Below are 24,932 nucleotides of genomic sequence, written 5' to 3'. Positions count from 1 at the left end.
AAACCCGAGGTGCGCCATGATCTACCCCACCGCCGCCGACTGGCACGCCGCCCCCGACAAGCGGGTGCTGTTCTTCGGCATGTCGGGCCTGGGCAAGACCCACCTTGCCAGCCTGCTGCGCGATACCGGCCAGTGGTTCCACTACTCGGTCGATTACCGCATCGGCACCCGTTACATGGGCGAATACATCGCCGACAACTTCAAGCGCGAGGCGATGCGCGTGCCGTTCCTGCGCGAGCTTTTGCTGACGGATTCGGTCTATATCGCCTCGAACATCACCTTCAACAACCTCGCGCCCTTGTCCACCTACCTGGGCAAGCCCGGCAATCCCGACAAGGGCGGTCTGGCCTTCGCCGAGTACCTGGAACGCCAAAGCCAGCACCGCGAGGCCGAGATTGCGGCGTTGCTGGACACCCACCGCTTCATCGACCGCGCCCGCGACATCTATGGCTATGCCAATTTCGTCTGCGACAGCGGCGGGTCGATCTGCGAGGTGGTGGACCCGGAAAACCCCGCCGATCCGGTGATGAAATCGCTGTCGGAAAACCTGTTGCTGGTCTGGATCAAGGGATCGGACGCCCATACCGCCGAACTGATCCGCCGCTTTGATCGTGCGCCCAAGCCGATGTATTACCAGCCGGAATTCCTGCATGACGCCTGGGAAGCCTACCGCAGCCAGACCGGCCAGACCGAGGCGCAGGTCGATCCCGACGCCTTCGTGCGCTGGACCTATGCCCGGGCGCTTGCGCACCGCCAGCCGCGCTATGCCGCGATGGCGCGCTGGGGGGCCACCATCACCGCCGAGCAGGTGGCGGGGCTGACCGACGCGCAGGGGTTGATCGACCTGATCGGTACCGCCATCACCACCGCTACGGACAGCGGGTCAGTGCGCGGTTGACCGCCTCGGCCAGCCCCTGCAGCGGCAGGCTGACCAGCGCCGTGCCTGCTTCATTGGCAAGCTGCGCCTGACTGCCCCGCAACAGGGCCTGCATCGCCGGTGCGGTCAACGGCGCCTCGGCATAATAACCGCCGCCCTGTTCGGCAAAGACCAGCGGATAGCCGACACCATCAACCGTCAGTGTCAGAGTCGCCGAAGGCCCCTCCGGCCCCACCAGCAGAAGATGCGTGCGCCCGCCGGGGCCGCAAAGGAAAAACAGATCAGCACCGGTGCTGGCATCCCGATGCCCGACAAACGCGCCGGCGCCGTCCGAGGTGATGCCCTCGCTCCAGCCCGCCGCTGGAGCGGGTGCGGGCGACAATTCGGGGGCCAGTGCGGGTTCGCCCGCGTTGCAAAGCTGCTCAACGCAAGCCCCGTATTGCGGGTTGCTTTCGCCATATTCCGCAAGGCAGCGCCAGACGCAGCGCTGCGCTTCCATGGGGTCTTCCTGCGCGCCCACGCTTGCAGGCACCGCAAACAGCGCGATCACCGCAACAGCCAGCTTGCGCATCTTGCCCCCCGGTCCAAGCCACTTGCGCAAAAAACTTGCACCAGCCCCGCCCGCATCGTCAACTGCGATTCCCGGATGGCCTTGATGCTGCGGCACAACTCTCATAACTCTGGGGTCTTACCGCGGAAAGTCCTGCCCATGCCTATCACCCTGCCCGCCACCCTGCCCGCCTTTGCCGTGCTGCGCCGTGAAGGCGTCATGGTGATGACGACCGAACGGGCGGCGACGCAGGAAATCCGGCCGCTGCGGATTGCGCTGCTGAACTTGATGCCGAAGAAGATCCAGACCGAGAACCAGTTTGCCCGGCTGATCGGTGCCACGCCGCTGCAGATCGACTTTTCGCTGATCCGCATGACCGAGCATCAGACCAGAAACACCGCCGCCGAGCATATGCAGGAATTCTACCGCCCCTTTGCCGACATCGCCGCCTCGGGCGAAAAGTTCGACGGGCTGATCATCACCGGCGCACCGATCGAGCATCTGGCGTTTGAAGACGTGACCTACTGGCCCGAATTGCAGCAGGTGATGGACTGGACCCAAAGCCATGTGCACTCCACCTTTGGCGTCTGCTGGGGCGGCATGGCGATGATCAACCACTTTCACGGGGTGCGCAAACACATGCTGGCGGCCAAGGCTTTCGGCTGTTTCCGGCATCGGGTGGTGCAGCCGACCTCGCCCTATCTGCGCGGCTTTTCCGACGATCTGGTGATCCCGGTCAGCCGCTGGACCGAGATGAAACAGGCCGAAATCGACGCGGTGCCGGGCCTGGTGACGCTGCTGGCCAGCGACGAGGTCGGCCCCTGCCTGATCGACGACCCAAGCCACCGCGCGCTTTATGTGTTCAACCATTTCGAATATGACAGCGACACGCTGAAACAGGAATACGACCGCGACGTGGCCAATGGCACCGCGATCAACGTGCCCGCCAACTACTACCCCGACAACGACCCAAGCCGCCCGCCGCAGAACCGCTGGCGCAGCCACGCGCATCTGCTTTATGGCAACTGGATCAACGAGATCTACCAATCCACCCCCTATGACATGGCCTTGATCGGCACCTGACCCTTAGCAAAGGAAAGCCCATGGACCTGCCCTTCGACGGCGCCATCAGCCGCTATTTCCGCGAAACCGCGCCGAAATCCCTGCGCAAGGCCATCGAGGCCGCCGATGGCAACGACATCCTGTCGAAAAGCTATCCCTACCGCGAGGAAATGAAGAAAAAGGACTACGAGGCGCAGATGGCGGCGTTGCAGATGCAGCTTGTGCGCCTGCAGGCCGATGTGAAGGCCTCGGGCAAGCGCGTCGTCGTGCTGTTTGAGGGCCGCGATGCCGCGGGCAAGGGCGGCACCATCGACGTGATGCGCGAAAACCTCAATCCGCGGGTGGCCGCCGTGGTGGCGCTGCCCAAACCCACCGACCGCGAGGCGGCGCAGTGGTATTTCCAGCGCTACATCGACTGGCTGCCGGCCAAGGGCGAAATGGTGCTGTTCGACCGTAGCTGGTATAACCGCGGGCTGGTGGAGCCGGTGTTCGGCTTTTGCACCGAGCCGCAGAAAGCGGCGTTCTTTCAACAGCTTCCGGCGTTTGAAAAGATGCTGGTGGATGACGGCATCACGCTGGTCAAGCTGTGGCTGGAGGTTGGCCGCGCCGAGCAGTTGCGCCGGTTTCTCGACCGCGAGCAAGACCCGCTGAAGCAGTGGAAGCTGTCCAGCATCGACATCGACGGGTTGCCGAAATGGGATGCCTATACTCAGGCGATCCACGAGACCCTGAAACGCGGCCATACCAAGCCCGCGCCCTGGACGGTGATCCGTTCCGACGACAAGGCCCGCGCCCGCATCGCCGCCATTCAGACCGTTCTGCAAGCGGTTGATTACAAAGGCAAAGACGAAAAACTGATCGGCAAGCCCGACCCGGCGATCTGTGGCGGGCCGGAGATGATGCCGGCAACCGACGCCGAATGACCAAACGCGGCTACCACCACGGCAACCTGCGGCAGGCGCTGGTCGAGGCAGCCTTGGCGCTGATCGAGGAAAAGGGGCCGCAGGGCTTTACCCTGTCCGAGGCCGCCAAGGCCGCCGATGTCACCCCCGCCGCGGTCTATCGCCACTTCGCCGGCAAGGATGATCTGATGGCCGAGGTGGCGCGGCAAGGCTATGACATCTTCGCCGCCCTGATGGAGTTTGCCTACAACAACGGCCAGCCCACGGCCCTCGCAGCTTTTGAAGCCACCGGCCGCGCCTACCTCGCCTTTGCCCGCCGCTATCCCGGGCATTACATGGCGATGTTCGAGGCGGGGCTGTCGCTGAACGCCCACCCCGATCTTGCCATGGTCGCGGCCAAGGCGCGGGGCGTCTTGGAACGCGCGGCGGAAACCCTGTCGCAGCATATCCCGCCGGAAAAACGCCCGCCCGCCAGCATGTTCTCGGCGCATATCTGGGCGATGAGCCATGGCGTGGTGGAGCTGTTCGCCCGCGGCAACCCCGGCTCGAAATCGCCCTATCCGCCCGAGGATCTGCTGGAGGCCGGCATCGGCATCTACCTGCGCGGCCTTGGCCTGCTGCCTGCCGACCGCTGACAAAGGCACCCGACCGCCACACCCTGCGGCATTTTGCAATGGACCGTTAACCTGACCTCGACTAGAATCAACCTTTATGCAATGGCGGCTGAAGGCATCGGGCTGCGGCTCCTCTGAGGAAATGACACATGACGACCGGCGTTAAGGGTATGGTTCTGGCGGGGTTTGTGGTTGCGGCGTTGTCGGCCTGCGTGCCCGACCCCAATGTGGTGCAGGCCGGCATGAACGCGCCGCCGACGCCCGCGGTGTTCACCGATGCCTATGCCGCCGGCCAGGACAGCGGCATCGCGATCCCGGCCATTCCGCTGGACAAACTGCCCGCCCAGTTCCAGCGCCAGACCGTCGCCTACCAGACCGAGGAAGTGCCGGGCACCATCATCATCAACCCCTCCGAGCGGTTGCTGTATCTGGTCACCGGCAAGAACAAGGCGATCCGCTATGGCATCGCCGTCGGCAAGGCCGGGTTCGAATGGGCCGGGGTTGCCAATGTGGCCGAGCGCAAGCTGTGGCCGACCTGGACGCCGCCCAAGGAAATGATTGCCCGCAAGCCGGAACTGGCGCGTTGGGAAAAGGGTCAGCCGGGTGGGCCGACCAACCCCCTGGGCGCGCGGGCGTTGTATCTGAACTCGAACGGCCGTGATTATGGCTATCGCATCCACGGCACGCCGGATTGGCAGTCGATCGGCCACAACGCCTCGTCGGGCTGCATCCGGATGATCAACCAGGACGTGATCGACCTGTTCCAGCGGGTGCCGGAAAACGCCAAGGTGATCGTGCTGAACCGTGACGGCTCAGTGCCGACCGCCATGGTGCTGCCGCCGCCGGTGGTGCCGCGCCGCGTTGCTCCGCCGGTGGCGCCGGTGACGCCGGTGGTGGCGCCGGTGCTGCCCAACAACGGCCTGCCCGCTTTCGTGCCCGCCCTGCTGCCGCCGGTGCCGCCGTCGCTGGCGGGCTGATCGTCTGGCCCCGGGCTGCGGCTCGGGGCTACTTCAGCCAGCGGTCATAATCGCTGACCAGCAGGTGCCACGGCGCCTCGTCTTCCTCGATCTCGGAAAACCGGCCGATCGGGTCGCGGAAGATGTTGTCGGTCATGTCGTCATTGACGGTCGAGACCTCACCGATCAGCACATCGCCGCCCTCGCCCCAGAACGCATGCCAGTCGCCGGGCATCAGCGTCACGCTTTCGCCGGGGGCCAGCCGCAGCTTTTCGCCGGGGCCGAAGCTGCGGGCGATGCCGTCACAGCGCACCCGGCCACCGCGGTCGTCGGCAAAGCCACCGGCATCGTCGCTGCCGAACAGTTCCACCACCAGCGTGGCGCCGCCGCGGTTGATGATATCCTCGGCCTTGATCACATGGGTGTGCATCGGCGAAAGCTGGTCGCGGCGCGAGATCAGCAGCTTTTCGGCATAGCACATGCCGCCGCCGCGCTGCAGATCGGCCAGTTGGCCGTTGCGCAGGGTGAACAGGAACAGCCCGAGGTCATCGAACCTGCCCTGGCCGTAGTCGGTGATGTCCCAGCCCATCCGGGCCTCGACAATGCGGCTGGCATCGGTGCGGCCCCTGAACTCCGCCGGGCTCCAGTTGGCAAAGGGCGGCAGCACGAAGCCGAAGGACCGGATGAAGCCCTCGGCCTCGTCCATGATCTGATTGATGCGGCTGCGTTTCATGGTGCCCCCCCGGATTGCCCGCAAAGCTTGGCGCAGCCACCGGCCAAACGCAAGCTTACGCCGATTTCAGCGCCCCGCGCCCCACCCAGTCGCGCGCCGCCTGCCCGAAGGCCGCGAACAAGGGCCGCGACACCGGGTCGGCGCTGGCATTGAACTCGGGGTGCCATTGCACCGACAGGGTGAAGCCCGGCGCCCCGGCGACATAAATCGCCTCGGGGGTGCCGTCCTCGGCGGTGCCGTCGATCACGATGCCCTGACCGGGCCGCGCGATGCCCTGGCCATGCAGGCTGTTGGTCATCACCTGATCGGCACCCAGCAGCCGGGCGAACCGCCCCCCCGGAGTGAAGCGCACCGGATGGCGCAGCGCGAATTTCTCGTCGATGCTGCCCTCGGGCGGCATGCGGTGGTTCATCCGGCCCGGCAGGTCACGGATTTCCGGGTAAAGCGTGCCGCCAAGCGCCACGTTGACCTCTTGAAAGCCGCGGCAGATGCCGAAGAACGGCTGGCCGCGCGCCACGCAGGCCCGGATCAGCGGCAGGGTGATGGCATCGCGGCAGCGGTCGAAATCGCCATGCGCCGGGGTTTCATCCTCGCCATATTCCGACGGATGCACGTTGGGCCGCCCGCCGGTCAGCAGGAACCCGTCGCAGAGGTGCAGCAGTTCCTCGACCGAGACCAGCCGCGGATCGGTGGGGATGATCAGCGGCAGGCAGCCCGCCACCTGCGCCACCGCAACCGAGTTCATCGTGCCACCGGCATGCACCGGATAGCTTTGCTCCAGCAGGCTCATGTTGCCGATGATGCCGACCACGGGGCGGCGTTGGGCTGTGCAGGTCATGCGGTTTATCCGGTTGCGATGCCACAGGATAGGCCCGCGATGCCGGGTGGCAAAGCCCAAAAGCCGCCGCTTTCCCGGCATTTGCACACAGATGCCCGCCGTTCACGCCGGTTTGACCAGGTTGCCCGGGTTTTCCGCGCTTTATACCCCCGCCGCCTGCCCCAGCACCCGGACCGCCGCCGAGATCCCGTCGCCATGCGGGATCTTCAGCGCCACCAACCCCGCCTGCATCACCGCCAGCGCCCCCAGCGTCATGTGGGCGTTGACGTGGCCCATATGCGCCACCCGCAGAAAGCCGTGATAGGCCGGCTCGGTGGGGGCGGCCATGCCAAGGCCGATGCCCAGCGTCACCCCGGCGCGATGCTCCGTCCACTGGCGCAGGTGGGTGGCATGTGGCGCGCCAAAGCGGGCGGCGGTGACCGACCGGCCCCGATACACCGGATCGCTGACGTTCAGTGCAATCGCCGGATTGCCCGCCCCCCAGCCGTCGAACGCCGCCCAGACAGCACTTGCCAGCACCTCATGCCGCGCCCAGACGTTTTCCAGCCCCTCTTCACCGATCATCGTCAGCGCCTCGCGCAGGCCGAACAGGTGATGCGTCGGCGCGGTGCCGGCCCAGTGCTGCCAGAACTCGGTGCCAAGCGCCCGCAGCGTCCAGTCGGTGCCGGGGGTGCGCAGGTCGGACCCCGCACAACGCAGCCGCGCCCGTTCCGAGAACCACACGATGCCCAAGCCCGGCGGCGTCATCAGCCCCTTCTGGCTGGCCCCCACCGTGACATCGACGCCCCAGTCGTCCATGCGGTATTCGTCACAGGCCAGCGAGGCCACGCAATCCACCGCCAGCAGCGCCGGATGCCCCACGGTATCCAGCACCGCCCGCAAGGCCGGGATGTTGTTGCGGATCGAACTGGCGGTATCGACATGGGTCACCAGCACCGCCTTGATCTGGTGGCCATGGTCGGCCCGCAAGGCATCGGCAAAACGGTCAAGGTCCACCGGGCTGGCCTTGCCAAAGTCCAGCAGGTCGATCTGCACCCCCATCGCCGCCGCCCATTCCGACCAGCCGATGCCAAAGCGCCCGCAGGCCAGCACCAGCGCGCGGTCGCCACGGCTGAACAGGTTGGCATTGGCGGCCTCCCAGGCGGAATGGCCGTTGCCAAGGTAAACCGCCACATGATCGGAAGTGCCCGCCACCGCCCGCAGGTCGGGCCAAAGACCCTCCACCATCGCATGCAACTCGCCTTCATAGATGTTGGGCGCGGCGCGGTGCATCGCGTTCAATACCCGGTCTGGCATGGTCGAGGGGCCGGGAATGGCAAGATAGGGGCGGCCGTTGGCAAGGTTCATCTGGGGGGGCTTTCGGGTTGAAAAAGGGCATCCCGAACTGGCTACGCCGCGCCGGAAGCGGGGTCAACACGTCCCGCGGCCCCGGCACCGCGGCAGCCACCGCTTGCCCTTGGGCGCCCGTTCGGGATAGATCGCGCAACGCCCCGCCGCCGGGGCGCCCCAACGCAAAGGTCCGGCCGCTTGGCATCCCGTTCTACCCCCGCCGACCCACGCTATGCCTCTGGCCGCCTGTTCTGGCGGCTGTGGGGCGACTATCTGCGCCCGCATATCGGACTGATGGCGCTGGCGCTGGTGCTGCTGGTCATCGAGGGCGGCACGCTGGGGGCGCTCAGCTTCATGATCGAGCCGATTTTCGACCGGGTGTTCACCACCGGCGGCGAAGGGCTGCTGCTGGGGGCCGGGGCGGGAATTTTCGCGCTGTTCGCCTTGCGCGCCGCCACATCGCTGATGTCGCGCGGCCTGATGACCACGATCACGCAACGGTCATCGACCGCAATGCAGACCGATCTCTTGACCCATGTGCTGACGCTGGACCAGACCTTTTTTCCAGACCGTCTCGCCCGGCGCGCTGATCGAACGGGTGCAGGGCGATTCCATCGCGGTGCAGGGGGTCTGGGCCACGCTGATGACCGGCCTTGCGCGCGACGCGGTGGCGGTGGTGTCGCTGTTCGTGGCGGCGGTCAGCATCGACCCGGTCTGGACGGCGGCGGCGCTGGTCGGCCTGCCGCTGCTGACGCTGCCGGTGCTGGTGGTCAAACGCTATGTGCGCGGCAAATCGCGGCTGCTGCGCACGCAGGCGGGTTTGCGCACCACAAGGCTGGACGAGATTTTTCACGGCATCCAGGCGATCAAGCTGAACCGGATGGAGGCCTATCAGACCGGCCGCTTTCGCCGCATCGTGCGCACCATCGTGCGGGCCGAGGTGCGGCTGGCGCTGGGCCGCGCCTCGATGCCGGCGCTGGTCGATCTGATCACCGGGGCCGGGTTTTTTGCCGTGCTGCTGCTGGCGGGGCCGGAAATCACCAGCGGCGGGCGCTCGGTGGGCGAATTCATGGGGTTCTTCACCGCCATGACCCTGACCATGCAGCCGGTGCGGCGGCTGGCCGACCTGTCGGGCGTCTGGCAGATTGCCGCGGCCAGCCTGGAGCGGGTTTACCGGTTGCTCGACACCACACCCTCCAGTCTGCGGCGCCCCGCCACCGCCCTGCCCGCCCCCGGAGCGCCCGAGATCGTGCTGCAGGATGTGCAGTTCGGTTATGCCGACCAGCCGGTGCTGCGCGGCCTCAGCTTTACCGCCCGGGCCGGCAAGATGACGGCGCTGGTCGGGCCGTCCGGAGCGGGCAAAAGCACGGTGTTTCACCTGCTGACCGGGCTTGCCGAACCGACCGCCGGGCGGATCACGCTGGGTGGCATTGATGCGGCGGCGCTGTCGCTGGCCGACCTGCGGGCGCAGTTCGCGGTGGTGTCGCAGGACGCGGCGCTGTTCGACGAAACCCTGCGCGAAAACGTGACGCTGGGGCGCGAGGTGCCGGACGACCGGTTGCAGGCGGCGCTTGATGCCGCCCATGTCAGCGATTTCCTGCCCTTGCTGGCGCTGGGGATTGATACCCCTGCCGGGCCGCGCGGCTCGGCGCTGTCGGGGGGGCAACGCCAGCGGGTCGCCATCGCCCGCGCCCTGCTGCACGACGCGCCGGTGCTGCTGCTGGACGAGGCCACCTCGGCGCTGGATGCGCAGTCCGAGGCGCTGGTGGCCGCGGCCTTGCTGAAGCTGGGCCACAGCCGCACCACGCTGGTGATCGCGCACCGGCTGGCCACGGTGCGCGAGGCCGACCGCATCGTGGTGATGGATCAGGGCCGGGTGGTCGATCAGGGCAGCCATGACGAATTGCTGGCCCGCGGCGGGCTGTATGCCGACCTTTACCGGATGCAATTCAAGGCGTAAGGCGTCCTGCGGCCTTCCCATCCGCCGCCCGCCGGTTATATCTGGGGTTCAGGCAGGAGGCGGGCAATGCAGGGCGAAGCGGCAACGGGGCGGCGGCTGGTGGCGGTTGCGGGCAAGGACGCGCTGGAGTTCCTGCAAGGGCTGGTCAGCAACGATCTGCGCCCGCTGGCCAAGGGGCCGGGGATCGTGTGGACGGCGCTGCTGTCGCCACAGGGCAAATATCTGGCGGATTTCTTCGTGGTGGCGCAACCCGAAGGCCTGCTGCTGGACCTGCCCGAGGTGCTGGCCGAGGCCACTTTGCGGCGGCTGGCGATGTATCGGCTGCGCGCCGATGTGCAGATTGCCGAAAGCCCGCTGTCGGTGTCGCGCGGACTTGGGCTGGCACCCGCTGACGCGCTGCCCGACCCGCGCGATCCGGCGCTGGGTTGGCGCCGCTACGGCGCGCCGGGTGGGCCAGCGGTGATCGACTGGGACGCGATCCGGGTGGCCCATTGCATCCCGGAATCGGGCATCGAGCTGATCCCCGACGACAGCTATATTCTGGAAGCCGGGTTCGAGCGGCTGCACGGCGTCGATTTCCGCAAGGGCTGCTATGTCGGGCAGGAAGTCACGGCGCGGATGAAGCACAAGACCGAGCTGCGCAAGGGTCTGGTTCTGGTGCGGGTGGACGGGGTGGTGCCGATCGGGGCCGAGATTCTGGCGGACGGCAAGCCGGCGGGGCAAGTGTTCACCCAAAGCGGCGGCCAGGGCATCGCGTTTTTGCGCTTTGACCGGGCGTCGGGGGAGATGCTGGCGGGGGATGTGCGCGTCAGCGTCGCATGAAAAAGGCCTCCCTGACGGGAGGCCAAAGATTTTTCAGGAAAAATCTTGGCAAAAATCTTGCAAGATTTTTGGGCTGGCGGTCAGGCCCGTTCCGAATATTCCAGCAACTCGGTATGCACGATGATCTCTTCATCCGGGCCGATGAACGGCGGGATCATGATCCGCACGCCGTTGTCCAGAATCGCCGGCTTGAAGCTGTTGGCGGCGGTCTGGCCCTTCTGCACCGGCTCGGTCTCGACGATGCGGCATTTCACCTTTTGCGGCAGGGTGACGTTCAGCGCCTCGTCGCCGAAATACTGCACGGTGGCGGTCATGCCGTCTTGCAGAAAGGGGCGCCGGTCGCCCAGAAGTTCGGCGTCGATCTCGATCTGCTCGTAGGTGGCGGCGTCCATGAACACCAGCCGACCATCGGTTTCATACAGGAACTGCTGGTCCTTGTTTTCCAGCTCGGTGCGCTCGACCTTGTCTTCCGACCGGAAGCGCTCGTTCAGCTTGCGGCCATCGCGCAGGTTCTTCAACTCGACCTGGGCAAAGGCGCCGCCCTTGCCGGGTTTCACATGGTTGACCTTGACCGCGGCCCACAGGCCCCCGTCATGTTCAAGGATGAACCCGGGCTTGATTTCGTTGCCGTTGATCTTGGGCATTGTGGCAAAACCTTGACAAAAGGTTGAAGGATGCGAAGCCGCTTCTATATATACCGGATACTACGGTGGCAAGACGACTAGATACGGTAGTGGACTAACGCACGCCATGCGCTATACGCATGGCAGTCATTCCAAACCGGAAATGCCGAATCGTTGCGAAACCGTCATATTCGCTGAACGCCGGAATACGCAAGAGCAAGAACAGGATACCCAGATGGCCGATTTCATCGACAGCACCGCCTTCAACTATGAACAGGGGCAGCGCGCCCGCAAGCTGTTCGCCGCTGTCGTTCTGGCCGCGCTGGATGATGCCATTGCCGATGACAAGAAATACGGCAACGGGCCCGAGCAGATCGCCCGCTGGGCGCGGTCGCGCGACGGGCGCGAGGTGCTGTCCTGCTCGGGGATCGACCCAAATGAACGGGTGGTCAAGGGCCTGATGGAATTTGTCAGCAAGGGCGTGCGCACCTCGGTGGCGCTGTCGCGCGAGGAAAGCGAACGGCGCCATGCGCTGGATCATGACCAAGCCGAAGCGGCCTGAAATCAGATAGAGATGAAATGGAAAACGCGCCCATTCGGACGCGTTTTCCATTTCCGATCAGGCCATTGTGAGCCGAAGTTCAGAAATCACTTCAACTGCCGTCAAACTCGCGGCTGGACAGGGCACGGTTGATCTCGACCCGCACCAGCTTGCGAACATTGCGGGTGATGCGCTCGCCCAATGTGCCCTGCAATTCCTCGCGGATGATGTCGCGCACCAGTTCGCGCAGCACTTCTTCATCCAGCACCGAGTCATCCTGATCGAAGACGCTGGCAATGCCCTCCGGGTCGGGGGCCGCCACGCGCGGTTCCGGCTGCGGCGCCTGTGCGGCGTGGCGAAACTGCGGGATCGGACCGGAATTGCCAGTGGTGGCTTCGGCGGTGGCGGCTTCGGCAGCACGGGCTTCGGCTCTTTGGATCTCGGCCACGGCGGCGGCTTCGGCGATATCGTCCTGCAGCCGGGCTGCGGGCTCCGGTGGCGGCGCCGCGGACAGGACTTCGACCGTCGCGGCAGGTTCGTCCATCTCGCCCCAGGCTTCGGTCGGGCCCCATTCGATGGCGGCCATCACCGCAGCCGGGCTGGCCGAAGTCACAACTTCGGCATCTTCCACCGCATCGGCCGGGGAGTGTTCCGGCGCCGCTTCGGCACCTGCATCGGACACCGGTTCAGGCCAGGCTTCCGGCGGCCAGTCGGTGGCCAGCGCGGTGTCGTCGGCCTCGTCTTCCCAGGGCTGAGTGCCCACTGCAGCCCCAACCGCCGACACCACCGCCTCGATGGTCGGTGCGGCGGCCGGCGGTGTTTCGGGGGCGATGTCCGCTGCGGCTTCCGGCGCGACTTCGGCTACAGGGTCGGGGGCTGCTGCGGCGGCCACGATCTCCACCACACCCTCAGCCACCGGTTCGCCGGCACCTTCGGCAACGGTCTCGGGCGCTTCGTCGGCACCAACCACCCGCAGCGCCGGGGTCAGGATCAGCTTGTGGGCTGGTTCCGTTTCTGCAGGCACCGGTGCTGTACGCGATGCCGGGCGCAGGTCTTCCGACACCAGCCGCCGTATCGACGACAGCACATCCTCGATCTCGACCGAACTCAAAGCTTCAGACATCACGGGGCCCCGCACATTCCACCCACAAAGTGTAAACGCCCTGCGCCAGTCTTACAAGAAAAGGACGCGTTGCATGTTAACGAATGAGGAAAAGCGTGTTCCCGCCGTCAGTTGCCGCCGATCGAGCGCAGGATGCGGTCCAGCTTGGCACCCTGTGCGCTGGTCGCCGGGGCAGATTTCACCGCGTTGTAATAGGCCGAGACATCATAGGTCGGGATGCCAAGCTGCAGATGCTGCACCGTCAGCAGCCCCATGGACTGCAACAGTGCATAGACGCCGTAATAGCGGGTCGCCTCGGCCGACAGCCGGGCATTGCGGGCGTCCAGCAGGTCTTGCTCGGCGTTCAGCACATCCAGCGTGGTGCGCGCGCCCAGCTTGGCCTCTTCGCGCAGCCCGTCAAAGGCGGTTTGCGCCGCGCGGATTTGCAGATCGGTGGCCGAGATGCTGGCCCCTGCCACCTGCAATGCCGACCAGGCATTGCCGACGTTCTGTTCGATGATGACGCCGGTCTGGTGCAGCCCGGCCCTTGTGGCATCGCGCGAGGCCATGGCCTGGCGATACAGCGCCGAAGTGCGGCCACCGGCATACAGGGTCTGGTTCAGCGACAGCGTCACCGATTGCGAATCGGCACCGCTGTCGTCCAGCCCAACCGCGGCACGGGCCGACAGCGTCGGGCGCATGGCCGCCTCGCCGCGCTTGACGTTCAGATCGGCCACCAGGGCCTGATGCTGGGCCTGCCGCACCTGCGGATGGCTGCGCAGCGCAATGGCCCGCGCCTCGTCCAGCGAGCCTGGAATCGCCGGAGCCCGCGGCAAGGGGGCCAGATTGCCCGGATAGGCGCCGGTCGCGGCCTTGTACGCCTCGCGGGCCACCAGATAGTCGCCCTGCGCCGCCGACAGATTGGCCTGCGACGCCGCCCTGCGCGATTCCGCGATGGCCACATCGGTGCGGGTGATCTCGCCCACGTCAAAGCGGTCATTGGCGGCGCGCAATTCCTGGGTGATCAGCCGCACGTTGCTTTCGCGCAGCGCCACGATCTCTTGCGCCAACCGCACGTTCACATAGGCCTGCACCGCCGCCGCCAGCACGTTCTGTTCGATGCCGACCAGCGCCTCGCGGGTGGCCAGCACGGTTTCCTTCGCGGACTCGATCGCCAGGGCATTGCGGCCGAAATCCAGCAGCATCAGTTCCGCCGACAGGCTGGCAGAGCTGCTGAGGTTTTCGGTCTGGGTGCCAAACATGTTTTGGCCCTTGCTCCACGACGATTGCAGGGTGAAATCAATCACCGGCCGCACCGCCGACACCGCCACCGCCACATCCTCGTCGCTGGCGCGCAGCAGGGCGCGGTTCTGGTCCAGCAGGTTGGAGTTGCGATAGGCCGCGATCAGCGCGTCGGCCAGGGTTTCCGCCCGCGCAGCCGGTGCCGTGACCAGCAAGGCCAACGCCACCGCCGCCACAAACCGTTTTCCGAACACGCCCATTGCCCGCACCTCTTGTTGCACCGCTTGAGCGGTGATCATCTTGTTACAGCGTGAAGACCGGCTTTGCCGCAAAGCCCGGCAGCACCGGGGCCGCGGCATTGAAGGCAAAGCGCCAGGTCACCGCGCCGTCGATCTTGTAGCCCACCCGCACCACGCCCAACGCGCCCTGCATGAACAGCGCGCCGATGCGGCCGCCCTCTTTCAGTTGCGCCAGCAGCGGCTCGGGCACGGTTTCCACCGCGCCTTCGATGGTGATCACGTCATAGGGTGCGTGTTTCGTACACCCCGCCACCAGTGGTCCGGTGATCACCGCGGCATTGTCCACGCCTTCGGCCGACAGCGTGCGCTGCGCCTCGGCGGCCAGCGCCTCGTCTTCTTCCACCGCCACCACCGCCTCGGCCAGCCGGGCGATCACCGCCGTCGAATAGCCCAGGCCGCAGCCCAGATCCAGCACCAGCTCGGTCGGTTGAATATCCAGCGCGTCCAGCAGCTTGGCCAGGGTTCGCGGGTCCAGCACCACCCGCCCCGCCGCCAGTTGCACGTTCTGCCCGGCATAGGCGGCCTCGCGCTGTTCGGCGGGCACATACACTTCGCGCGGCACTGCCAGCATCGCGGCGATGATCGGAAACTTGGTCACATCCGACGGGCGGACCTGAGTATCGACCATGGTGGTGCGGCGGGTGGCGTAATCGCTCATGCTGAACTCATCGGTCTGGTTTCATTGCCAATTGGTGATGCCACATTCCGGATGCAACGGCAACATCGCATCGCGCAATACATATGCAGGAAATTAAATGTGTTTCGGTCTGCGGCATAACCGCAACCGCTTTGCGTTTTGCCGGGGGCTGTGCTTGGCTGTGCGCGCCAGACAACCGCGAGGGACCATGCCGGATCGTTCGTTTCTGTTCCTGACCTCCAGCGCCCGCGCGGGCGGCAACAGCGAAAGTCTGGCACGGGCGGCGGCGGCACATCTGCCGCAAGCGACACCGCAGGTCTGGATCGACCTCGCCAGCGCCGGCCTACCCGGCTTTCACGACCGGCGTGGCGATGCCCCTGAGCCGCTGACCGGCCATATGGCCGAAATCGCCGCCGAAATGCAGGCGGCCAGCGACATCGTGCTGGTGGCGCCGGTCTATTGGTACGCCCTGCCCGCCCCTGCCAAGCTGCTGCTGGACCATTGGTCGGGCTGGCTGGACCTGCCGCAGCTTGGCTTTGGCGACTGGATCAGGGCGCGTCGGCTGTGGCTGATCACCACCCGCGCCGACCCCGCCCCGGATGTGGCCGACCTGCCCGAGGCGATGGTGCGCCGCACCGCTGAGTGGCTGCAAATGGCCTGGGGCGGCGCGCTGCACGGCATTGCCGATGGCCCGGGCGAGATCGAGGCCGACCCCGCCGCCCAGGCCGCCGCCCGGCATTTTCTGGCCAAACCGCGCTGAATCCGGCCGAATCCCGCGGCTTGCCCGATCCGGTTTCCCCGTCTAGGCTGCCGGAATTGGTTTTATCATCCGGAGATTTTCATGCCTCCCCACCCCGCATCCCTGCTGCGCGTTCTGGCGTTTTGCGCCCTTGGCCTTGCCACCCCCCTGGCCGCGCAGGCCGAGGGCAAATCCATCATCGTGCTGGACGGCTCCGGCTCGATGTGGGGCCAGATCGACGGCCGCGCCAAGCTGGAGATAGCGCGTGAGGCGCTGTCGGGCGTGCTGGCTGGGGTGGCGCCGGAAACCGAACTGGGGCTGATGGTTTATGGCCACCGCAGCAAGGGCGATTGCAACGACATCGAACTGATGGTGCCGCCCGCCGCGGGCACTGGCCCCGCGATTGCCGCCGCTGCGGCAGGGATGCAGTTTCTGGGCAAGACGCCGCTGACCGAAGCGGTGCGCCGCGCCGCCGCCGAGTTGCGCTCCACCGAGGAGAAAGCCACGGTGATCCTGATCACCGACGGCATCGAGACCTGCGACGCCGACCCCTGCGCGCTGGGGGCGGAACTGGAAGCCTCGGGCGTCGATTTCACCGCACATGTGGTGGGGTTCGGGCTGACCGCCGAAGAGGGCAAGCAGGTGGCCTGCCTGGCCGATGCCACCGGCGGGCTTTACATCGAAGCCAAGGATGCCGGATCGCTGACCGAGGCGCTCAAAACCACCGTGGTGGTGGCCGAGCCGCCGCCGCCGCCCCCCGCGCCCGAACCGAAACCCGCGCCGAAACCCGCCCCCGCCGCGGTGGAATTCAACCTGATGCCGCGGCTGTTCTACGCGGCGGGTGGCGAGGAAGTGGCCGATGATCTGGGCGCTGCCTGGGAGTTGCACCTCATCAACGCCGATGGCAGCACCGGCGAGCGGCTGACCACCGAATACGGCAGCATCAAGCTGAACTATCCGCCCGGCAGCTATCGGCTGCTGGTCAGCCTTGATGAAGCCCGGGTTGAAACCGATGTCACCCCGACCGCCGATGCCGTGGCCCGCCCCGACGTGATCCTGAACGCAGGGGTGCTGGTCATCCATCCGCGCGGCAGCGCCGATGGCCCGGTGGAGGACGACGCCGCGGTGATCTTCTGGCAGGGCGAGGAACGCATCACCACGCATTACGGCGACACCAGCCGCATCGTTCCCGCCGGTCCGCTGGATGTCGAGGTGACGGTCGGCAAGGCCTCGGTGCGCCAGACCCTGACCGTGGTGGCGGGCGAACGGCTGGAGGTTGACATGATCGCCGCCGCCGGGCTTGCCGCCATCGAGGGCTATTATGCCGAAGGCACGCAGATGGAGGGCGGCGACCATACCGTGACCATCCTGGCCGCCAAGCAGGCGCTGGACGGCTCGCGCGAGCGGATCGACACCGCCTATGGCGCGGGGTCGCAGTTCACCCTGCCGCCGGGCGATTATCTGGTGCGGGTTGAACAAGACCTCGCCAGCGCCGAGTCCGCCTTTACCGTCAAACCCGGCGAGCGGGTCGATGTGCCGGTGATCCTGAACGCCGGGGTGATGGCGATCTCGGCGCCGGGGGCCACCTCGATCGAGATCGAGGGTGCCAAGAAAAACATCGAAGGCAAGCGCCCACGGCTGCACACCAGCTATGACGCCGAACTGTCGCTGGTGGCGGCAGCGGGCGATTATGTGGTGCTGGTTTTCCGCGGCGACGTGAAAACCGAAGTGCCGGTCAGCGTCAAGGCCGGCGAGCGCAGCGAGGTTGCGGTGCCCTGATGCCAAAGCCAGCCGCGCAACCGCTTGACGGCGGCGCGCGGCTGGCCTACTTCAAGGCCCGACGCGGGTGTAGCTCAATGGCAGAGCAGCAGCTTCCCAAGCTGAATACGAGGGTTCGATTCCCTTCACCCGCTCCATCCCCCCTGCCTAATTGCCCGGCACGCCGGTGATGGCCAGCCAGATCAGCCCCAGCACCACGTCGCGGTAAAGGTAGAAACCCGCCTCCAGCGGCGGCAGGTCGGCGGGCAGGGTCACTTGGGTGATCTGCACCCCGGCCTGGGCCAGCAGCCGCCCCGCCACATCCAGCAGCCGCTGGGCGCTGGCAGGCGGGGCGGCCTCGTCCAGCATGAAATCTTCCCATTCCAGCAGGTCGAACATCACCTGCCCCAGCTTGTAGAACGGATGCGGCTCGACCGCGTCGATCCAGCCTGCGCAGCGCGCAGGTTCGGCCCGGCGCCAGCGCACCCCCAGCCGGGCCAGCGTGCAGGCGATGCCGCGCAAATCCTCGCTCAGCGCCCCAAGCCGGGTCAGCAGGGCAATGTCGGCGGGGCCGAAGGCGGTCGGGTTGATCATGGCTACAGCGCCCTTGTGGTGACATAGTTGGAGACCTGCCGCAGCACCGCCTTGCCGGGCGTTTCGGGAATGAAACGCAGATCGGCCTCGAACCGGCGCACGCCTTCGTTGGCCAGCCGGTCGGCAAGGCCGATGGCATAGTCGATCGACCCCGCCCGCTGCATCGCCCGCAGCATTTCCTGCGCCATGGCATCGGTCTTGGCGGTGCGCGGCCTTGCGTTGATCGCGTGCATGCGGCGGCGCACCGCCTCCGAAGCGCCGCGGAACAGGTGGATCATCATCACCGTGCGCTTGCCCTCCAGCAAGTCTCCCAGCGCCTCCTTGCCGTAAAGCTCGGTTTCACCGATCAGGTTCAGGATGTCGTCCTGAATCTGAAAGGCGATGCCGGTCAGCCGGAACGCCTCGTTGAAGCGGTCCAGCAGCCGCGGTTCGGTAACCCCCGCCGCCACCGCCCCACCCGGCAGGGCGAGATGCAGGTATACCAGCCGGTTTTCTTGGTGCTCATCCGGCTGTAATCGGCATCGCGGGCGGGCACGAAATTGCGCCGGATCCAGCCCAGTTCGATGGCCTGGCCCTCCACCGTCTCGCGGCACATGTGCAGGATTTCGTGGATGATGCCCAGCGTGCGGGCAAGGCCGACCGATTGCAGGTTCGACAGCGTCATATCGACGGCGAACAGGTGCATGCCGTCACCCGCGTTCACCGCAAGGCCAATGCCGTGCGACATGTGCAGCGTCGGCAGGCCGCGGCGGTGGGTGGATTCGTCGGCAATGTCGTCATGCACCAGAAAGCCGTTGTGAAACATCTCCAGCGCCGCCGCCGCCCGCACGCCATCCTCGAACCGCCCGCCCAAGGCCATGCAGGTGGCGATCACCAGCGTCGGGCGCAGGCCCTTGCCCTCGCGTTGCACATAGTCGCGCATCAGGCTGTAAAGGTCGCGCTGCGGCTGCTTGTTCGGGATCAGCCTCAGAATTTCATCCACCACCCGGGCCTTGCAGCGGGCCATGGTCTCCATCAGGTCATTGTCGAAGATTTGCGCCGCATCCTGCCAGCTTTCGGCATCGCGGCCGTTCCACAGCGACCGCGCCGGGGCCAGCACCGGTTCGCCGCGCGCCAGCAGGTCACGGCCTGCCGGGTGGCGGCGGTCCAGCCAGTCCAGCGCCGGCCAATGCGCGTCTTCCCAATGCGCCGGGCCGCGCGGACGGGGGGCTGCCTCGGGCATCGGCGGCGGCGCCCAGCCCGCAGCCCGGCTGTCGCGGTAATCGGCCCAGATCGCCTGCACGATCCGCAGCCCCGAGGCGCGCTGCGACAGCAGCCGAAAGCAGCGCCAGGCCGCCAGCAGATCCTCGCGGCTGCCGCGCATGTCCAGGCTTTGTTCCAACGCCTGTTCCGAGGGCCGGGCGGCGGCGTCGAATAAAAGACCCAGCGCGCGGTCGTCGAAATACACCTCGACCTCGGCGGATTGATCGGCAGGCGAAAGCTGCACCCGCAGCGTGCTGCTGTGCCCCAGCAGCCGCGCGCAGGAACCATCGCCAAACCGCAGCAGCAGCCGCACCGCCCCCAGTTCGCGCGCCGCGGCGGCGATGATGGCGGGGGCGCGTTTGACCAGCGCGCCGATGGTGTCGCGCAAGACCTCAGCCGCCTGCATCGCCCGCGGCCCCCCCGGAAAATTCAACGATGCCGCGGCTTTCGATCTGGAACCGCCGCCCGCCGACACAGCCCTCCAGCAGGCAAGGCCCGACCACCTCGTGCACCGAGAACGCCGCCAGACTGGTTTCCGACGGGATGACGATGCGCACCGCAGCGTCGGCGTCGAAATCCAGCACCAGCCAGTCGTCGCCCTGCCGCGCGGTGATCGCCAACCGGCGCGGCACCGGGGCGGCGGGCGGCACCCCCAGCAGCCGCGCCAGGGGGGGGGCGATGGATACCCGGTCGCGGTCGATCTCGCCGCGCACGGCAAAGCTGACACAGCGGCGCGGGAAATGCCGGATCATCCGGCCCTTGTGCCACAGCATGAACGACGCCGTGGCCTCCAGCGGCGCTGCCGAGGGCCGGATGAAGGTGAACACCCCGGCCCATTCCGGCGGGCAATCGGGGTCGCCGCCCAGATCGTTGGCAAAGCCGAACACCCATTCGCCCAGATCGGGCCAGCCCCAGCGGCCCCGCACCCTTTCGTGATAACCCACCAGGTCCACCTCGACCGGCGGGCCGTCGGTCTGCCAGCGGCCCCGCGCCGTCACCCCGGTTTCCGATTGCCAGCGCAGATGCTGGTTGCCCGCGAAAACCGCGCATTGGCTGGTGCAGGGCCTGCTGGAGCGCGTCAGCGCCAGATCGACCGCCGGGCTGCCGCTGGCCGCCGCGATGCGCAGGTTTCCGGCCTCGCCGTGGCCATGCGGCCGGGTGAAGGCCGACCACGGCGGGCGCTCGGTCTCGGCGTTGAACTGGCTGGAGTGCCAGCCGCCCTGATCGTGCAGCAACAGGATGGTGGCAAACCGCTCGGTCCCCGCAGGCTCGCCCTCTGCCGGGCCAAGCCAGGAGGAATTGGCCACCATGGCGCGTGTGCCATCGCGCGACAGAAAGGCGTAGTGCAGCCAGCGCCGGTCGGTCGGATCGTGCAGCGCGGAATTGGGAAACGGCCCCGCCGGGCCAAGGCCGATCCGGGGCGCCGCGATGCTGTCCGTATAGCGAAACGACCGCTCCAACCGCACCCCCGGAAAGAAATCATGCAAATTCGCCATAGAGATGGTAACATTAAATCTCTCAGTCTCCAAAGCTTGCGAATTGTTCCCGAATGGGCTGGCAGCAGCCGTGTTTCAGGTCTCGGAGGTGGCAATGGCAGAAAAATCCCCCGTCCGGTTGCAAGGGCTCAGAGCCCCGGTGGTGGCGCTTGCCGCGCCGGAAAAGCAGACGGTCATCAACATCAACAGCCACCGCGAACTGATTGCCAAGGCGAAGGAAATCGCCCGCAGGGTGCAGGCGGCGCCCGGCTTCAGCGGCATGTTTCTGGCCAATCCGGTGCTGGCGCTGGAGGCCTATGGCATCCACCTCAACCCTGAGATGCAGCACCATGTTCTGACCACCCTGCGCCATCCGCCGAAACTGCGCACAAGGCGCGAGGAACTGGAGGCAAAGCTCAAGGAAAGCTTGGGTGATTCGGTCAAACCCACCGATCCGGCCTGGATGGCGGGGCTCGTGTTCAAGTTGCGCAAGATGAAGCCGCGGGCCATCGAGGGGCTGCAACCGGCCTACAAACCGGCGCTGAACGCCACGGCGATCGCCCGCCTGCAAGCCGCCCGCCCCAAGGCGGTGCCGCGCTATCCCGAGCAGCGGCATTTCACCACCGGCTTCAGCCTGACAGTGGCCCCGGAGAACCCGGCGCTGCGGCGGATGGACCTTGACGCCCCCCTGCCCGATCTGGCCCCCGCGGCCAAGCCGCAGGCTACGCTGACGCTGGAACAGGCCTGGTTCTACAAGGACGACCCGGTGGTGCATGACGCGGTGGAACTGGGCCAGATCATGCGGCGCGGCTTTCCGTTCCGCACCCCGGCCGAGTTCCGCGAGATCGCCAAGGGCGCCCGCGTCGATGCCTTCCGCAGCTTCGTGCGCGCGGTGCGGCTGAAAGCGCCGGCCCCGAAATGAGCAACACCTCGAACTTCGACTATTGCGTGCAGTTCGCCATCTCGATGGTGCGCGAGGTGTTCCATCTGGCGCTGAAGAACGAGGCGATGTTTCCCCACAACCTGGCGCCGATCACCCGCAACCTTTCGGGGCAGAACGTCACCGTGCTGGTGCGGCTGCTGGATGATCAGACCGCCAGCGCCGATCTGGCGTTTCAGGACGAAAAGCACATGCTGTTCGACCTGCCGATCGAGATCACCGTGCAGGTGCCGGATTCGCCCGACCCGAGCCTGGCGCAGATCGTGCTGGCGGCGACGGTGCAGGCGCCCGGTGCGCTGGCAACCTGGCCGGTGGACGGGCAGGATCAGTTGGGCATCGACTTTGCCGGGGTGACGGCGGCGCAGATCGCCGTGCCGACGCTCACCGGCCTGCCGGTGCTGGACAGTGGCCGCTTCACCGCCGCCCTGCACACCCGCTATGTGGCGCTGCCCAGCCATGTGTTTTCCGCCGCCGGCAACACCTTGCGGATTTACGATGGCAACCGCGATGCCACGCTGAACCCGGCCAACAAGCCCGGCAACCCCGAGATCACCGGCGCGCTGGAAACCCACGCCACCAAGCAGTTCCTGAAGGTGACGCTGCCGCTGCATGCCACCGTCACCAATCCGATCGGCTTTGTCAGCTACGGCGTGGCGACCTTTTGGCGCGAGGTGGTGCTGGGCAACGGCACGGTCGAGGTGAAGATGGCGCAAGAGCCGGTTGACCCGACCTTGGCCACCACGATCACCTTCGATACCAGCGGCCCGGTTGCAACAGCGGTGGCCAACGCGCTGAAACCCCTGCTGCTGCCGCGACTGGCCGAGTTTGCCCCGGTCAAGGAACCCTGGTTCGACGAGGCCGCCGCCCGCGCCCTGCTGCAATCGGAAGCGGCAAGTTACCTCGCGCCCCGCCGCTTTCCGCTTTACACGCCGCAGTCGGGCGATCCGGCGGTGACGCTGGCGACCCCGGTGGGTTTTCTGCTGGTGGCCAGCCAGACCCTTGCCATCCTGATGAACCGCCGCACCGGCACCGCCGCCGATGACGTGGCGCCCGACAATTTCCGCGGCGCCAATACTCTGGCATTGGCGCTCAGCCGCGCGGTGCTGGATGAAAACATCGCCAGTGCCATCGCCGAGGAATTCCCCGATCTGGCGGGCGGCGCGCAGGAGATCAGCACCGACGAGGGCGATGCCACGCTGACATCGTTGTCGGTCACGCCGTCGAACCCCGGCGACCATGACACCGCCGAAGGCCATCTGTGGGTCTCGGGCGAGGCCGAGGTGCATATCGACTGCTGGCCTGATCCGGATGTCAGCTTTGACGGCCCGATCTTCCTGCGGCTGGATGTGGTGGAAACCGACACCGAATGTAGCGCCACCTTCCGCGCCGAGATGGGCGAGTTCGACGCCGGGCAAAGCTGCTGCGACGTGTTCGTCGATCTGATCATTCCGATTGTCGGCTGGATCATGCTGGCGGTGGTGGAATCGATGATCGACCGGGTGGGGGGCGAGCTGGCCGAGGAAATCGCCGGGCAGCAGGAACGCAAGATGAGCCCGATCCCGAGTTTCGTGATGGGCGTGGCCGAGGTGCAGGCTTGCCTGCTGTCGTGCCAGACCAGCGCGCAGGGGCTGGTGCTGCCCGGCAAGCTGCGGCTGCGCCGCGAGGGCACCAGTTTCGAGGATTTGCAGGAAAGCGGAGATTTGCCGCGGCCCTGACCGGGTCGCCAACAGGGAAAGGACGATGCGATGCCGACGGAAAGGGGATTTGTCGAAGCCTTGGGCGTGGGCCGCGCCGGTCTGGTCGAGGCCACGGTGCTGCATGCCGATGGCAGCACGCAGGTCTATACCGTGGCCGATCTGGACGCCGACCCCGAACGCTTCAACGAGCGGTTGTCGAAGCTGGGTATCCTGCGCGATGCGATGAACCGCGCCGAGCCGGTCGAGATCATCTATGACAAGCAGGACGATCAGGGCCGCGCGATCGACGCGGTGAAACGCCTGACCCGCGACGCGCTGGACTGGCCAAGGGATACCTCGGTGGCGCAGGGCACGGTGGTCGGCGTCGGCATCGAATTCGAGGTCAACATCGGCCCGCATGGCGAAGCCGCCGACCGCGCCAAGCTGGCGCTGCTGACCGATGCCGGGGTCGAGATTTTCACCATCAACCTGCAAGCGCCCGAACGCGGTGTGGCGCTGGCGATGGTCGATCTGGCGCGGGCGGCACAGGCGGCGGGGGCCTCGGTCGCGGTGACCTATGACGTCAAGCAGCGCCAGGTGGTGATGATCGAGCAAAGCGATCTGGCGGGCCTGGGCGGCAACGGCGCGGAACTGGCGCAATTCTCGGCCTTCGTCGAGGAAATCACCCATATGCCGATCTCGAACCTGATGCTGATCGCCGTCACCACGGCGCCCGAGTTTTCGGCGGCAGGCAATGTGGTGCCGCTGGACCGCTTTGCCCCGGAACGGCTGCTGCTGGCGGTGGTGCAAGGCTCGCCGGAATACGCGCTGCTGAATGCGGCGCTGCGCGACAAGCTGCGGGTCGAGGTGTTTGCCGCCAAACCGGCGGAAAAACCGAAGGACGGTGGCGACATCAACCATGGCGAGGTGGGCACGCCGGTCTATGTGCGGCGCGGCTTCACCAATGCCTCGCCCGAACTGGGAGCCGCGCGCGGCCTGCCCGATCAGGTGCATCTGGTGCGCGGCGTCACCTTGCAGCACGCGCTGTGCTCGGCCAGCCGGCCGGTCTGGATCACCGTCAACCGCCAGGCGCTGGACATCGGCCCCGACGCCAATTGCGCCGAAGGCCTGCCCAGCAGCGACATGCGCCCGCGCAGCCTGCGCGAGATCAACCTGCCCTACCGCGCCGCCTGGGTCGGCAAGGGCTGCTTCAATGCCGGGGTTTACCGCATCCAGATCGTCACCGACCGGGTGTTCACGCTTTGGGTCGATGGTGCCGAGATCTGTGTGCATCTGGACGAGGAAGGCAAGACCGCCTTCGGCCATGCCTGTCTGTGCGGCGAGCACGAGATTCGCATCGTCTTTGAAAATTGGCAATGCAACGCCAAATTTGATATGGATGTTTACAGAATCCGCTAACG

At 66.6% G+C, this 24,932-nt stretch carries 22 protein-coding genes, 1 tRNA gene and 2 pseudogenes; 14 read left to right on the top strand and 11 right to left on the bottom strand.

Translation table 11 applies throughout. The annotated features are described in order from the left end of the window. The first annotated feature begins 16 nt into the window (after positions 1 to 16). Positions 17 to 898, top strand: coding sequence for a hypothetical protein (locus RSW2DRAFT_RS05145; RefSeq protein WP_008028729.1), 882 nt, complete (start codon positions 17 to 19; stop codon positions 896 to 898). Here the strand turns inward: RSW2DRAFT_RS05145 and RSW2DRAFT_RS05140 are convergent. Beyond that, positions 870 to 1,448 carry a hypothetical protein gene (locus RSW2DRAFT_RS05140; protein WP_008028727.1) on the bottom strand — a complete coding sequence of 193 codons (579 nt, stop codon included), beginning with the start codon at positions 1,446 to 1,448 and terminating at the stop codon, positions 870 to 872. The genes RSW2DRAFT_RS05145 and RSW2DRAFT_RS05140 overlap by 29 nt on opposite strands. 138 nt (positions 1,449 to 1,586) lie before the next feature. Between RSW2DRAFT_RS05140 and metA the strand changes: the two genes are divergently transcribed. The 4 genes from metA (at position 1,587) to RSW2DRAFT_RS05120 (ending at position 4,982) form a co-directional block, all read left to right on the top strand. Then, positions 1,587 to 2,510, top strand: coding sequence for a homoserine O-acetyltransferase MetA (gene metA, locus RSW2DRAFT_RS05135; RefSeq protein WP_040671650.1), 924 nt, complete (start codon positions 1,587 to 1,589; stop codon positions 2,508 to 2,510). Positions 2,511 to 2,530: 20 nt separating this feature from the next. Continuing rightward, positions 2,531 to 3,412, top strand: a complete 882-nt coding sequence (ppk2, locus tag RSW2DRAFT_RS05130; RefSeq protein ID WP_008028722.1) for a polyphosphate kinase 2 — start codon at positions 2,531 to 2,533, stop codon at positions 3,410 to 3,412. Beyond that, positions 3,409 to 4,026: a TetR/AcrR family transcriptional regulator gene (locus tag RSW2DRAFT_RS05125; protein ID WP_008028720.1), complete on the top strand. Its 618-nt coding sequence runs from the start codon at positions 3,409 to 3,411 to the stop codon at positions 4,024 to 4,026. Before ppk2 ends, RSW2DRAFT_RS05125 begins: the two co-directional genes overlap by 4 nt. Positions 4,027 to 4,154: 128 nt before the next feature. Further along, positions 4,155 to 4,982, top strand: a complete 828-nt coding sequence (locus RSW2DRAFT_RS05120; RefSeq protein WP_008028717.1) for a L,D-transpeptidase — start codon at positions 4,155 to 4,157, stop codon at positions 4,980 to 4,982. A 28-nt stretch (positions 4,983 to 5,010) separates the two neighbouring features. On the opposite strand, the gene RSW2DRAFT_RS05115 is transcribed toward RSW2DRAFT_RS05120, so the two are convergent. The 3 genes from RSW2DRAFT_RS05115 to RSW2DRAFT_RS05105 form a co-directional block, all read right to left on the bottom strand. Then, positions 5,011 to 5,694 (bottom strand): D-lyxose/D-mannose family sugar isomerase, encoded by a 684-nt coding sequence (locus RSW2DRAFT_RS05115; protein ID WP_008028716.1) that lies wholly within the window; start codon positions 5,692 to 5,694, stop codon positions 5,011 to 5,013. Between the two features lie 55 nt (positions 5,695 to 5,749). After that, on the bottom strand, positions 5,750 to 6,532 hold the full coding sequence (locus RSW2DRAFT_RS05110; protein ID WP_008028715.1) for a gamma-glutamyl-gamma-aminobutyrate hydrolase family protein: 783 nt from the start codon (positions 6,530 to 6,532) through the stop codon (positions 5,750 to 5,752). A 141-nt stretch (positions 6,533 to 6,673) separates the two neighbouring features. After that, positions 6,674 to 7,879 (bottom strand): pyridoxal-phosphate-dependent aminotransferase family protein, encoded by a 1,206-nt coding sequence (locus RSW2DRAFT_RS05105; RefSeq protein ID WP_008028714.1) that lies wholly within the window; start codon positions 7,877 to 7,879, stop codon positions 6,674 to 6,676. Between the two features lie 273 nt (positions 7,880 to 8,152). Here RSW2DRAFT_RS05105 and RSW2DRAFT_RS05100 point away from each other — a divergent pair. Continuing rightward, a pseudogene (locus tag RSW2DRAFT_RS05100) lies at positions 8,153 to 9,821 on the top strand (ABC transporter ATP-binding protein). A 66-nt stretch (positions 9,822 to 9,887) separates the two neighbouring features. Beyond that, positions 9,888 to 10,643 (top strand): CAF17-like 4Fe-4S cluster assembly/insertion protein YgfZ, encoded by a 756-nt coding sequence (gene ygfZ, locus RSW2DRAFT_RS05095; RefSeq protein WP_008028712.1) that lies wholly within the window; start codon positions 9,888 to 9,890, stop codon positions 10,641 to 10,643. An 80-nt stretch (positions 10,644 to 10,723) separates the two neighbouring features. Here the strand turns inward: ygfZ and efp are convergent, their stop codons facing one another. Next, complete coding sequence (gene efp, locus RSW2DRAFT_RS05090; protein ID WP_008028711.1) at positions 10,724 to 11,287, bottom strand: elongation factor P; 564 nt, start codon at positions 11,285 to 11,287, stop codon at positions 10,724 to 10,726. A 214-nt stretch (positions 11,288 to 11,501) separates the two neighbouring features. On the opposite strand from efp, the gene RSW2DRAFT_RS05085 reads away from it, so the two are divergent. Continuing rightward, entirely contained in the window at positions 11,502 to 11,828 is a 327-nt protein-coding gene (locus RSW2DRAFT_RS05085) for a DUF6280 family protein (RefSeq protein WP_008028710.1), read from the top strand. A gap of 91 nt (positions 11,829 to 11,919) precedes the next feature. On the opposite strand, the gene RSW2DRAFT_RS05080 is transcribed toward RSW2DRAFT_RS05085, so the two are convergent. From RSW2DRAFT_RS05080 to RSW2DRAFT_RS05070, 3 genes are all read right to left on the bottom strand, one after another. After that, complete coding sequence (locus tag RSW2DRAFT_RS05080; protein WP_008028709.1) at positions 11,920 to 12,930, bottom strand: hypothetical protein; 1,011 nt, start codon at positions 12,928 to 12,930, stop codon at positions 11,920 to 11,922. A 107-nt stretch (positions 12,931 to 13,037) separates the two neighbouring features. Beyond that, the gene (locus tag RSW2DRAFT_RS05075; protein WP_008028708.1) at positions 13,038 to 14,411 is read right to left on the bottom strand and encodes a TolC family outer membrane protein; all 1,374 of its coding nucleotides are present in this window, start codon (positions 14,409 to 14,411) and stop codon (positions 13,038 to 13,040) included. A gap of 43 nt (positions 14,412 to 14,454) precedes the next feature. Next, positions 14,455 to 15,108, bottom strand: coding sequence for a protein-L-isoaspartate O-methyltransferase family protein (locus RSW2DRAFT_RS05070; RefSeq protein ID WP_008028707.1), 654 nt, complete (start codon positions 15,106 to 15,108; stop codon positions 14,455 to 14,457). Positions 15,109 to 15,295: 187 nt separating this feature from the next. Here RSW2DRAFT_RS05070 and RSW2DRAFT_RS05065 point away from each other — a divergent pair, with 187 nt between their 5' ends. The 3 genes from RSW2DRAFT_RS05065 (at position 15,296) to RSW2DRAFT_RS05055 (ending at position 17,742) form a co-directional block, all read left to right on the top strand. Continuing rightward, positions 15,296 to 15,847, top strand: a complete 552-nt coding sequence (locus RSW2DRAFT_RS05065; RefSeq protein ID WP_040671649.1) for a flavodoxin family protein — start codon at positions 15,296 to 15,298, stop codon at positions 15,845 to 15,847. Positions 15,848 to 15,928: 81 nt separating this feature from the next. Next, positions 15,929 to 17,605 (top strand): vWA domain-containing protein, encoded by a 1,677-nt coding sequence (locus tag RSW2DRAFT_RS05060; protein WP_008028705.1) that lies wholly within the window; start codon positions 15,929 to 15,931, stop codon positions 17,603 to 17,605. A 63-nt stretch (positions 17,606 to 17,668) separates the two neighbouring features. Continuing rightward, positions 17,669 to 17,742 (top strand) — tRNA-Gly (locus RSW2DRAFT_RS05055). Positions 17,743 to 17,752: 10 nt separating this feature from the next. On the opposite strand, the gene RSW2DRAFT_RS05050 is transcribed toward RSW2DRAFT_RS05055, so the two are convergent. The 3 genes and pseudogenes from RSW2DRAFT_RS05050 to RSW2DRAFT_RS05040 form a co-directional block, all read right to left on the bottom strand. Beyond that, a complete protein-coding gene (locus RSW2DRAFT_RS05050; protein ID WP_008028704.1) occupies positions 17,753 to 18,178 on the bottom strand; it encodes a hypothetical protein in 426 nt (141 codons plus the stop codon). A 2-nt stretch (positions 18,179 to 18,180) separates the two neighbouring features. Beyond that, a pseudogene (locus RSW2DRAFT_RS18450) lies at positions 18,181 to 19,100 on the bottom strand (polyprenyl synthetase family protein). A 712-nt stretch (positions 19,101 to 19,812) separates the two neighbouring features. Further along, positions 19,813 to 20,916: a hypothetical protein gene (locus tag RSW2DRAFT_RS05040; RefSeq protein WP_008028698.1), complete on the bottom strand. Its 1,104-nt coding sequence runs from the start codon at positions 20,914 to 20,916 to the stop codon at positions 19,813 to 19,815. Positions 20,917 to 21,010: 94 nt separating this feature from the next. On the opposite strand from RSW2DRAFT_RS05040, the gene RSW2DRAFT_RS05035 reads away from it, so the two are divergent. The 3 genes from RSW2DRAFT_RS05035 to RSW2DRAFT_RS05025 are packed head-to-tail and all read left to right on the top strand — an operon-like array spanning position 21,011 to position 24,930. Then, positions 21,011 to 21,817 carry a hypothetical protein gene (locus RSW2DRAFT_RS05035; protein WP_008028697.1) on the top strand — a complete coding sequence of 269 codons (807 nt, stop codon included), beginning with the start codon at positions 21,011 to 21,013 and terminating at the stop codon, positions 21,815 to 21,817. Then, positions 21,814 to 23,550, top strand: a complete 1,737-nt coding sequence (locus RSW2DRAFT_RS05030) for a hypothetical protein (RefSeq protein ID WP_008028694.1) — start codon at positions 21,814 to 21,816, stop codon at positions 23,548 to 23,550. Before RSW2DRAFT_RS05035 ends, RSW2DRAFT_RS05030 begins: the two co-directional genes overlap by 4 nt. A 30-nt stretch (positions 23,551 to 23,580) precedes the next feature. After that, on the top strand, positions 23,581 to 24,930 hold the full coding sequence (locus RSW2DRAFT_RS05025; protein ID WP_008028693.1) for a hypothetical protein: 1,350 nt from the start codon (positions 23,581 to 23,583) through the stop codon (positions 24,928 to 24,930). The last annotated feature ends 2 nt before the right edge of the window (positions 24,931 to 24,932 follow it).

Origin of the sequence: Rhodobacter ferrooxidans (assembly GCF_000176015.1) — a bacterium.
In the GTDB taxonomy this organism is placed as follows: Bacteria; Pseudomonadota; Alphaproteobacteria; order Rhodobacterales; family Rhodobacteraceae; genus Pseudorhodobacter_B; species Pseudorhodobacter_B ferrooxidans.
Note: the sequence above shows the minus strand (reverse complement) of the source record. Positions and strands in the feature narration are given on the sequence as shown.

What these genes read in the sequence shown, in the direction of transcription:
- RSW2DRAFT_RS05125 (WP_008028720.1), top strand. Translation starts at nt 3,409, where the DNA reads ATGACCAAACGCGGCTACCACCACGGCAACCTGCGGCAGGCGCTGGTC.
- RSW2DRAFT_RS05075 (WP_008028708.1), bottom strand. Translation starts at nt 14,411, where the DNA reads ATGGGCGTGTTCGGAAAACGGTTTGTGGCGGCGGTGGCGTTGGCCTTG.
- metA (WP_040671650.1), top strand. Translation starts at nt 1,587, where the DNA reads ATGCCTATCACCCTGCCCGCCACCCTGCCCGCCTTTGCCGTGCTGCGC.
- RSW2DRAFT_RS05025 (WP_008028693.1), top strand. Translation starts at nt 23,581, where the DNA reads ATGCCGACGGAAAGGGGATTTGTCGAAGCCTTGGGCGTGGGCCGCGCC.
- RSW2DRAFT_RS05065 (WP_040671649.1), top strand. Translation starts at nt 15,296, where the DNA reads ATGCCGGATCGTTCGTTTCTGTTCCTGACCTCCAGCGCCCGCGCGGGC.
- RSW2DRAFT_RS05120 (WP_008028717.1), top strand. Translation starts at nt 4,155, where the DNA reads ATGACGACCGGCGTTAAGGGTATGGTTCTGGCGGGGTTTGTGGTTGCG.
- RSW2DRAFT_RS05145 (WP_008028729.1), top strand. Translation starts at nt 17, where the DNA reads ATGATCTACCCCACCGCCGCCGACTGGCACGCCGCCCCCGACAAGCGG.
- efp (WP_008028711.1), bottom strand. Translation starts at nt 11,287, where the DNA reads ATGCCCAAGATCAACGGCAACGAAATCAAGCCCGGGTTCATCCTTGAA.
- RSW2DRAFT_RS05070 (WP_008028707.1), bottom strand. Translation starts at nt 15,108, where the DNA reads ATGAGCGATTACGCCACCCGCCGCACCACCATGGTCGATACTCAGGTC.
- RSW2DRAFT_RS05115 (WP_008028716.1), bottom strand. Translation starts at nt 5,694, where the DNA reads ATGAAACGCAGCCGCATCAATCAGATCATGGACGAGGCCGAGGGCTTC.
- RSW2DRAFT_RS05080 (WP_008028709.1), bottom strand. Translation starts at nt 12,930, where the DNA reads ATGTCTGAAGCTTTGAGTTCGGTCGAGATCGAGGATGTGCTGTCGTCG.
- ygfZ (WP_008028712.1), top strand. Translation starts at nt 9,888, where the DNA reads ATGCAGGGCGAAGCGGCAACGGGGCGGCGGCTGGTGGCGGTTGCGGGC.
- RSW2DRAFT_RS05050 (WP_008028704.1), bottom strand. Translation starts at nt 18,178, where the DNA reads ATGATCAACCCGACCGCCTTCGGCCCCGCCGACATTGCCCTGCTGACC.
- ppk2 (WP_008028722.1), top strand. Translation starts at nt 2,531, where the DNA reads ATGGACCTGCCCTTCGACGGCGCCATCAGCCGCTATTTCCGCGAAACC.
- RSW2DRAFT_RS05110 (WP_008028715.1), bottom strand. Translation starts at nt 6,532, where the DNA reads ATGACCTGCACAGCCCAACGCCGCCCCGTGGTCGGCATCATCGGCAAC.
- RSW2DRAFT_RS05035 (WP_008028697.1), top strand. Translation starts at nt 21,011, where the DNA reads ATGGCAGAAAAATCCCCCGTCCGGTTGCAAGGGCTCAGAGCCCCGGTG.
- RSW2DRAFT_RS05085 (WP_008028710.1), top strand. Translation starts at nt 11,502, where the DNA reads ATGGCCGATTTCATCGACAGCACCGCCTTCAACTATGAACAGGGGCAG.
- RSW2DRAFT_RS05030 (WP_008028694.1), top strand. Translation starts at nt 21,814, where the DNA reads ATGAGCAACACCTCGAACTTCGACTATTGCGTGCAGTTCGCCATCTCG.
- RSW2DRAFT_RS05105 (WP_008028714.1), bottom strand. Translation starts at nt 7,879, where the DNA reads ATGAACCTTGCCAACGGCCGCCCCTATCTTGCCATTCCCGGCCCCTCG.
- RSW2DRAFT_RS05060 (WP_008028705.1), top strand. Translation starts at nt 15,929, where the DNA reads ATGCCTCCCCACCCCGCATCCCTGCTGCGCGTTCTGGCGTTTTGCGCC.
- RSW2DRAFT_RS05040 (WP_008028698.1), bottom strand. Translation starts at nt 20,916, where the DNA reads ATGGCGAATTTGCATGATTTCTTTCCGGGGGTGCGGTTGGAGCGGTCG.
- RSW2DRAFT_RS05140 (WP_008028727.1), bottom strand. Translation starts at nt 1,448, where the DNA reads ATGCGCAAGCTGGCTGTTGCGGTGATCGCGCTGTTTGCGGTGCCTGCA.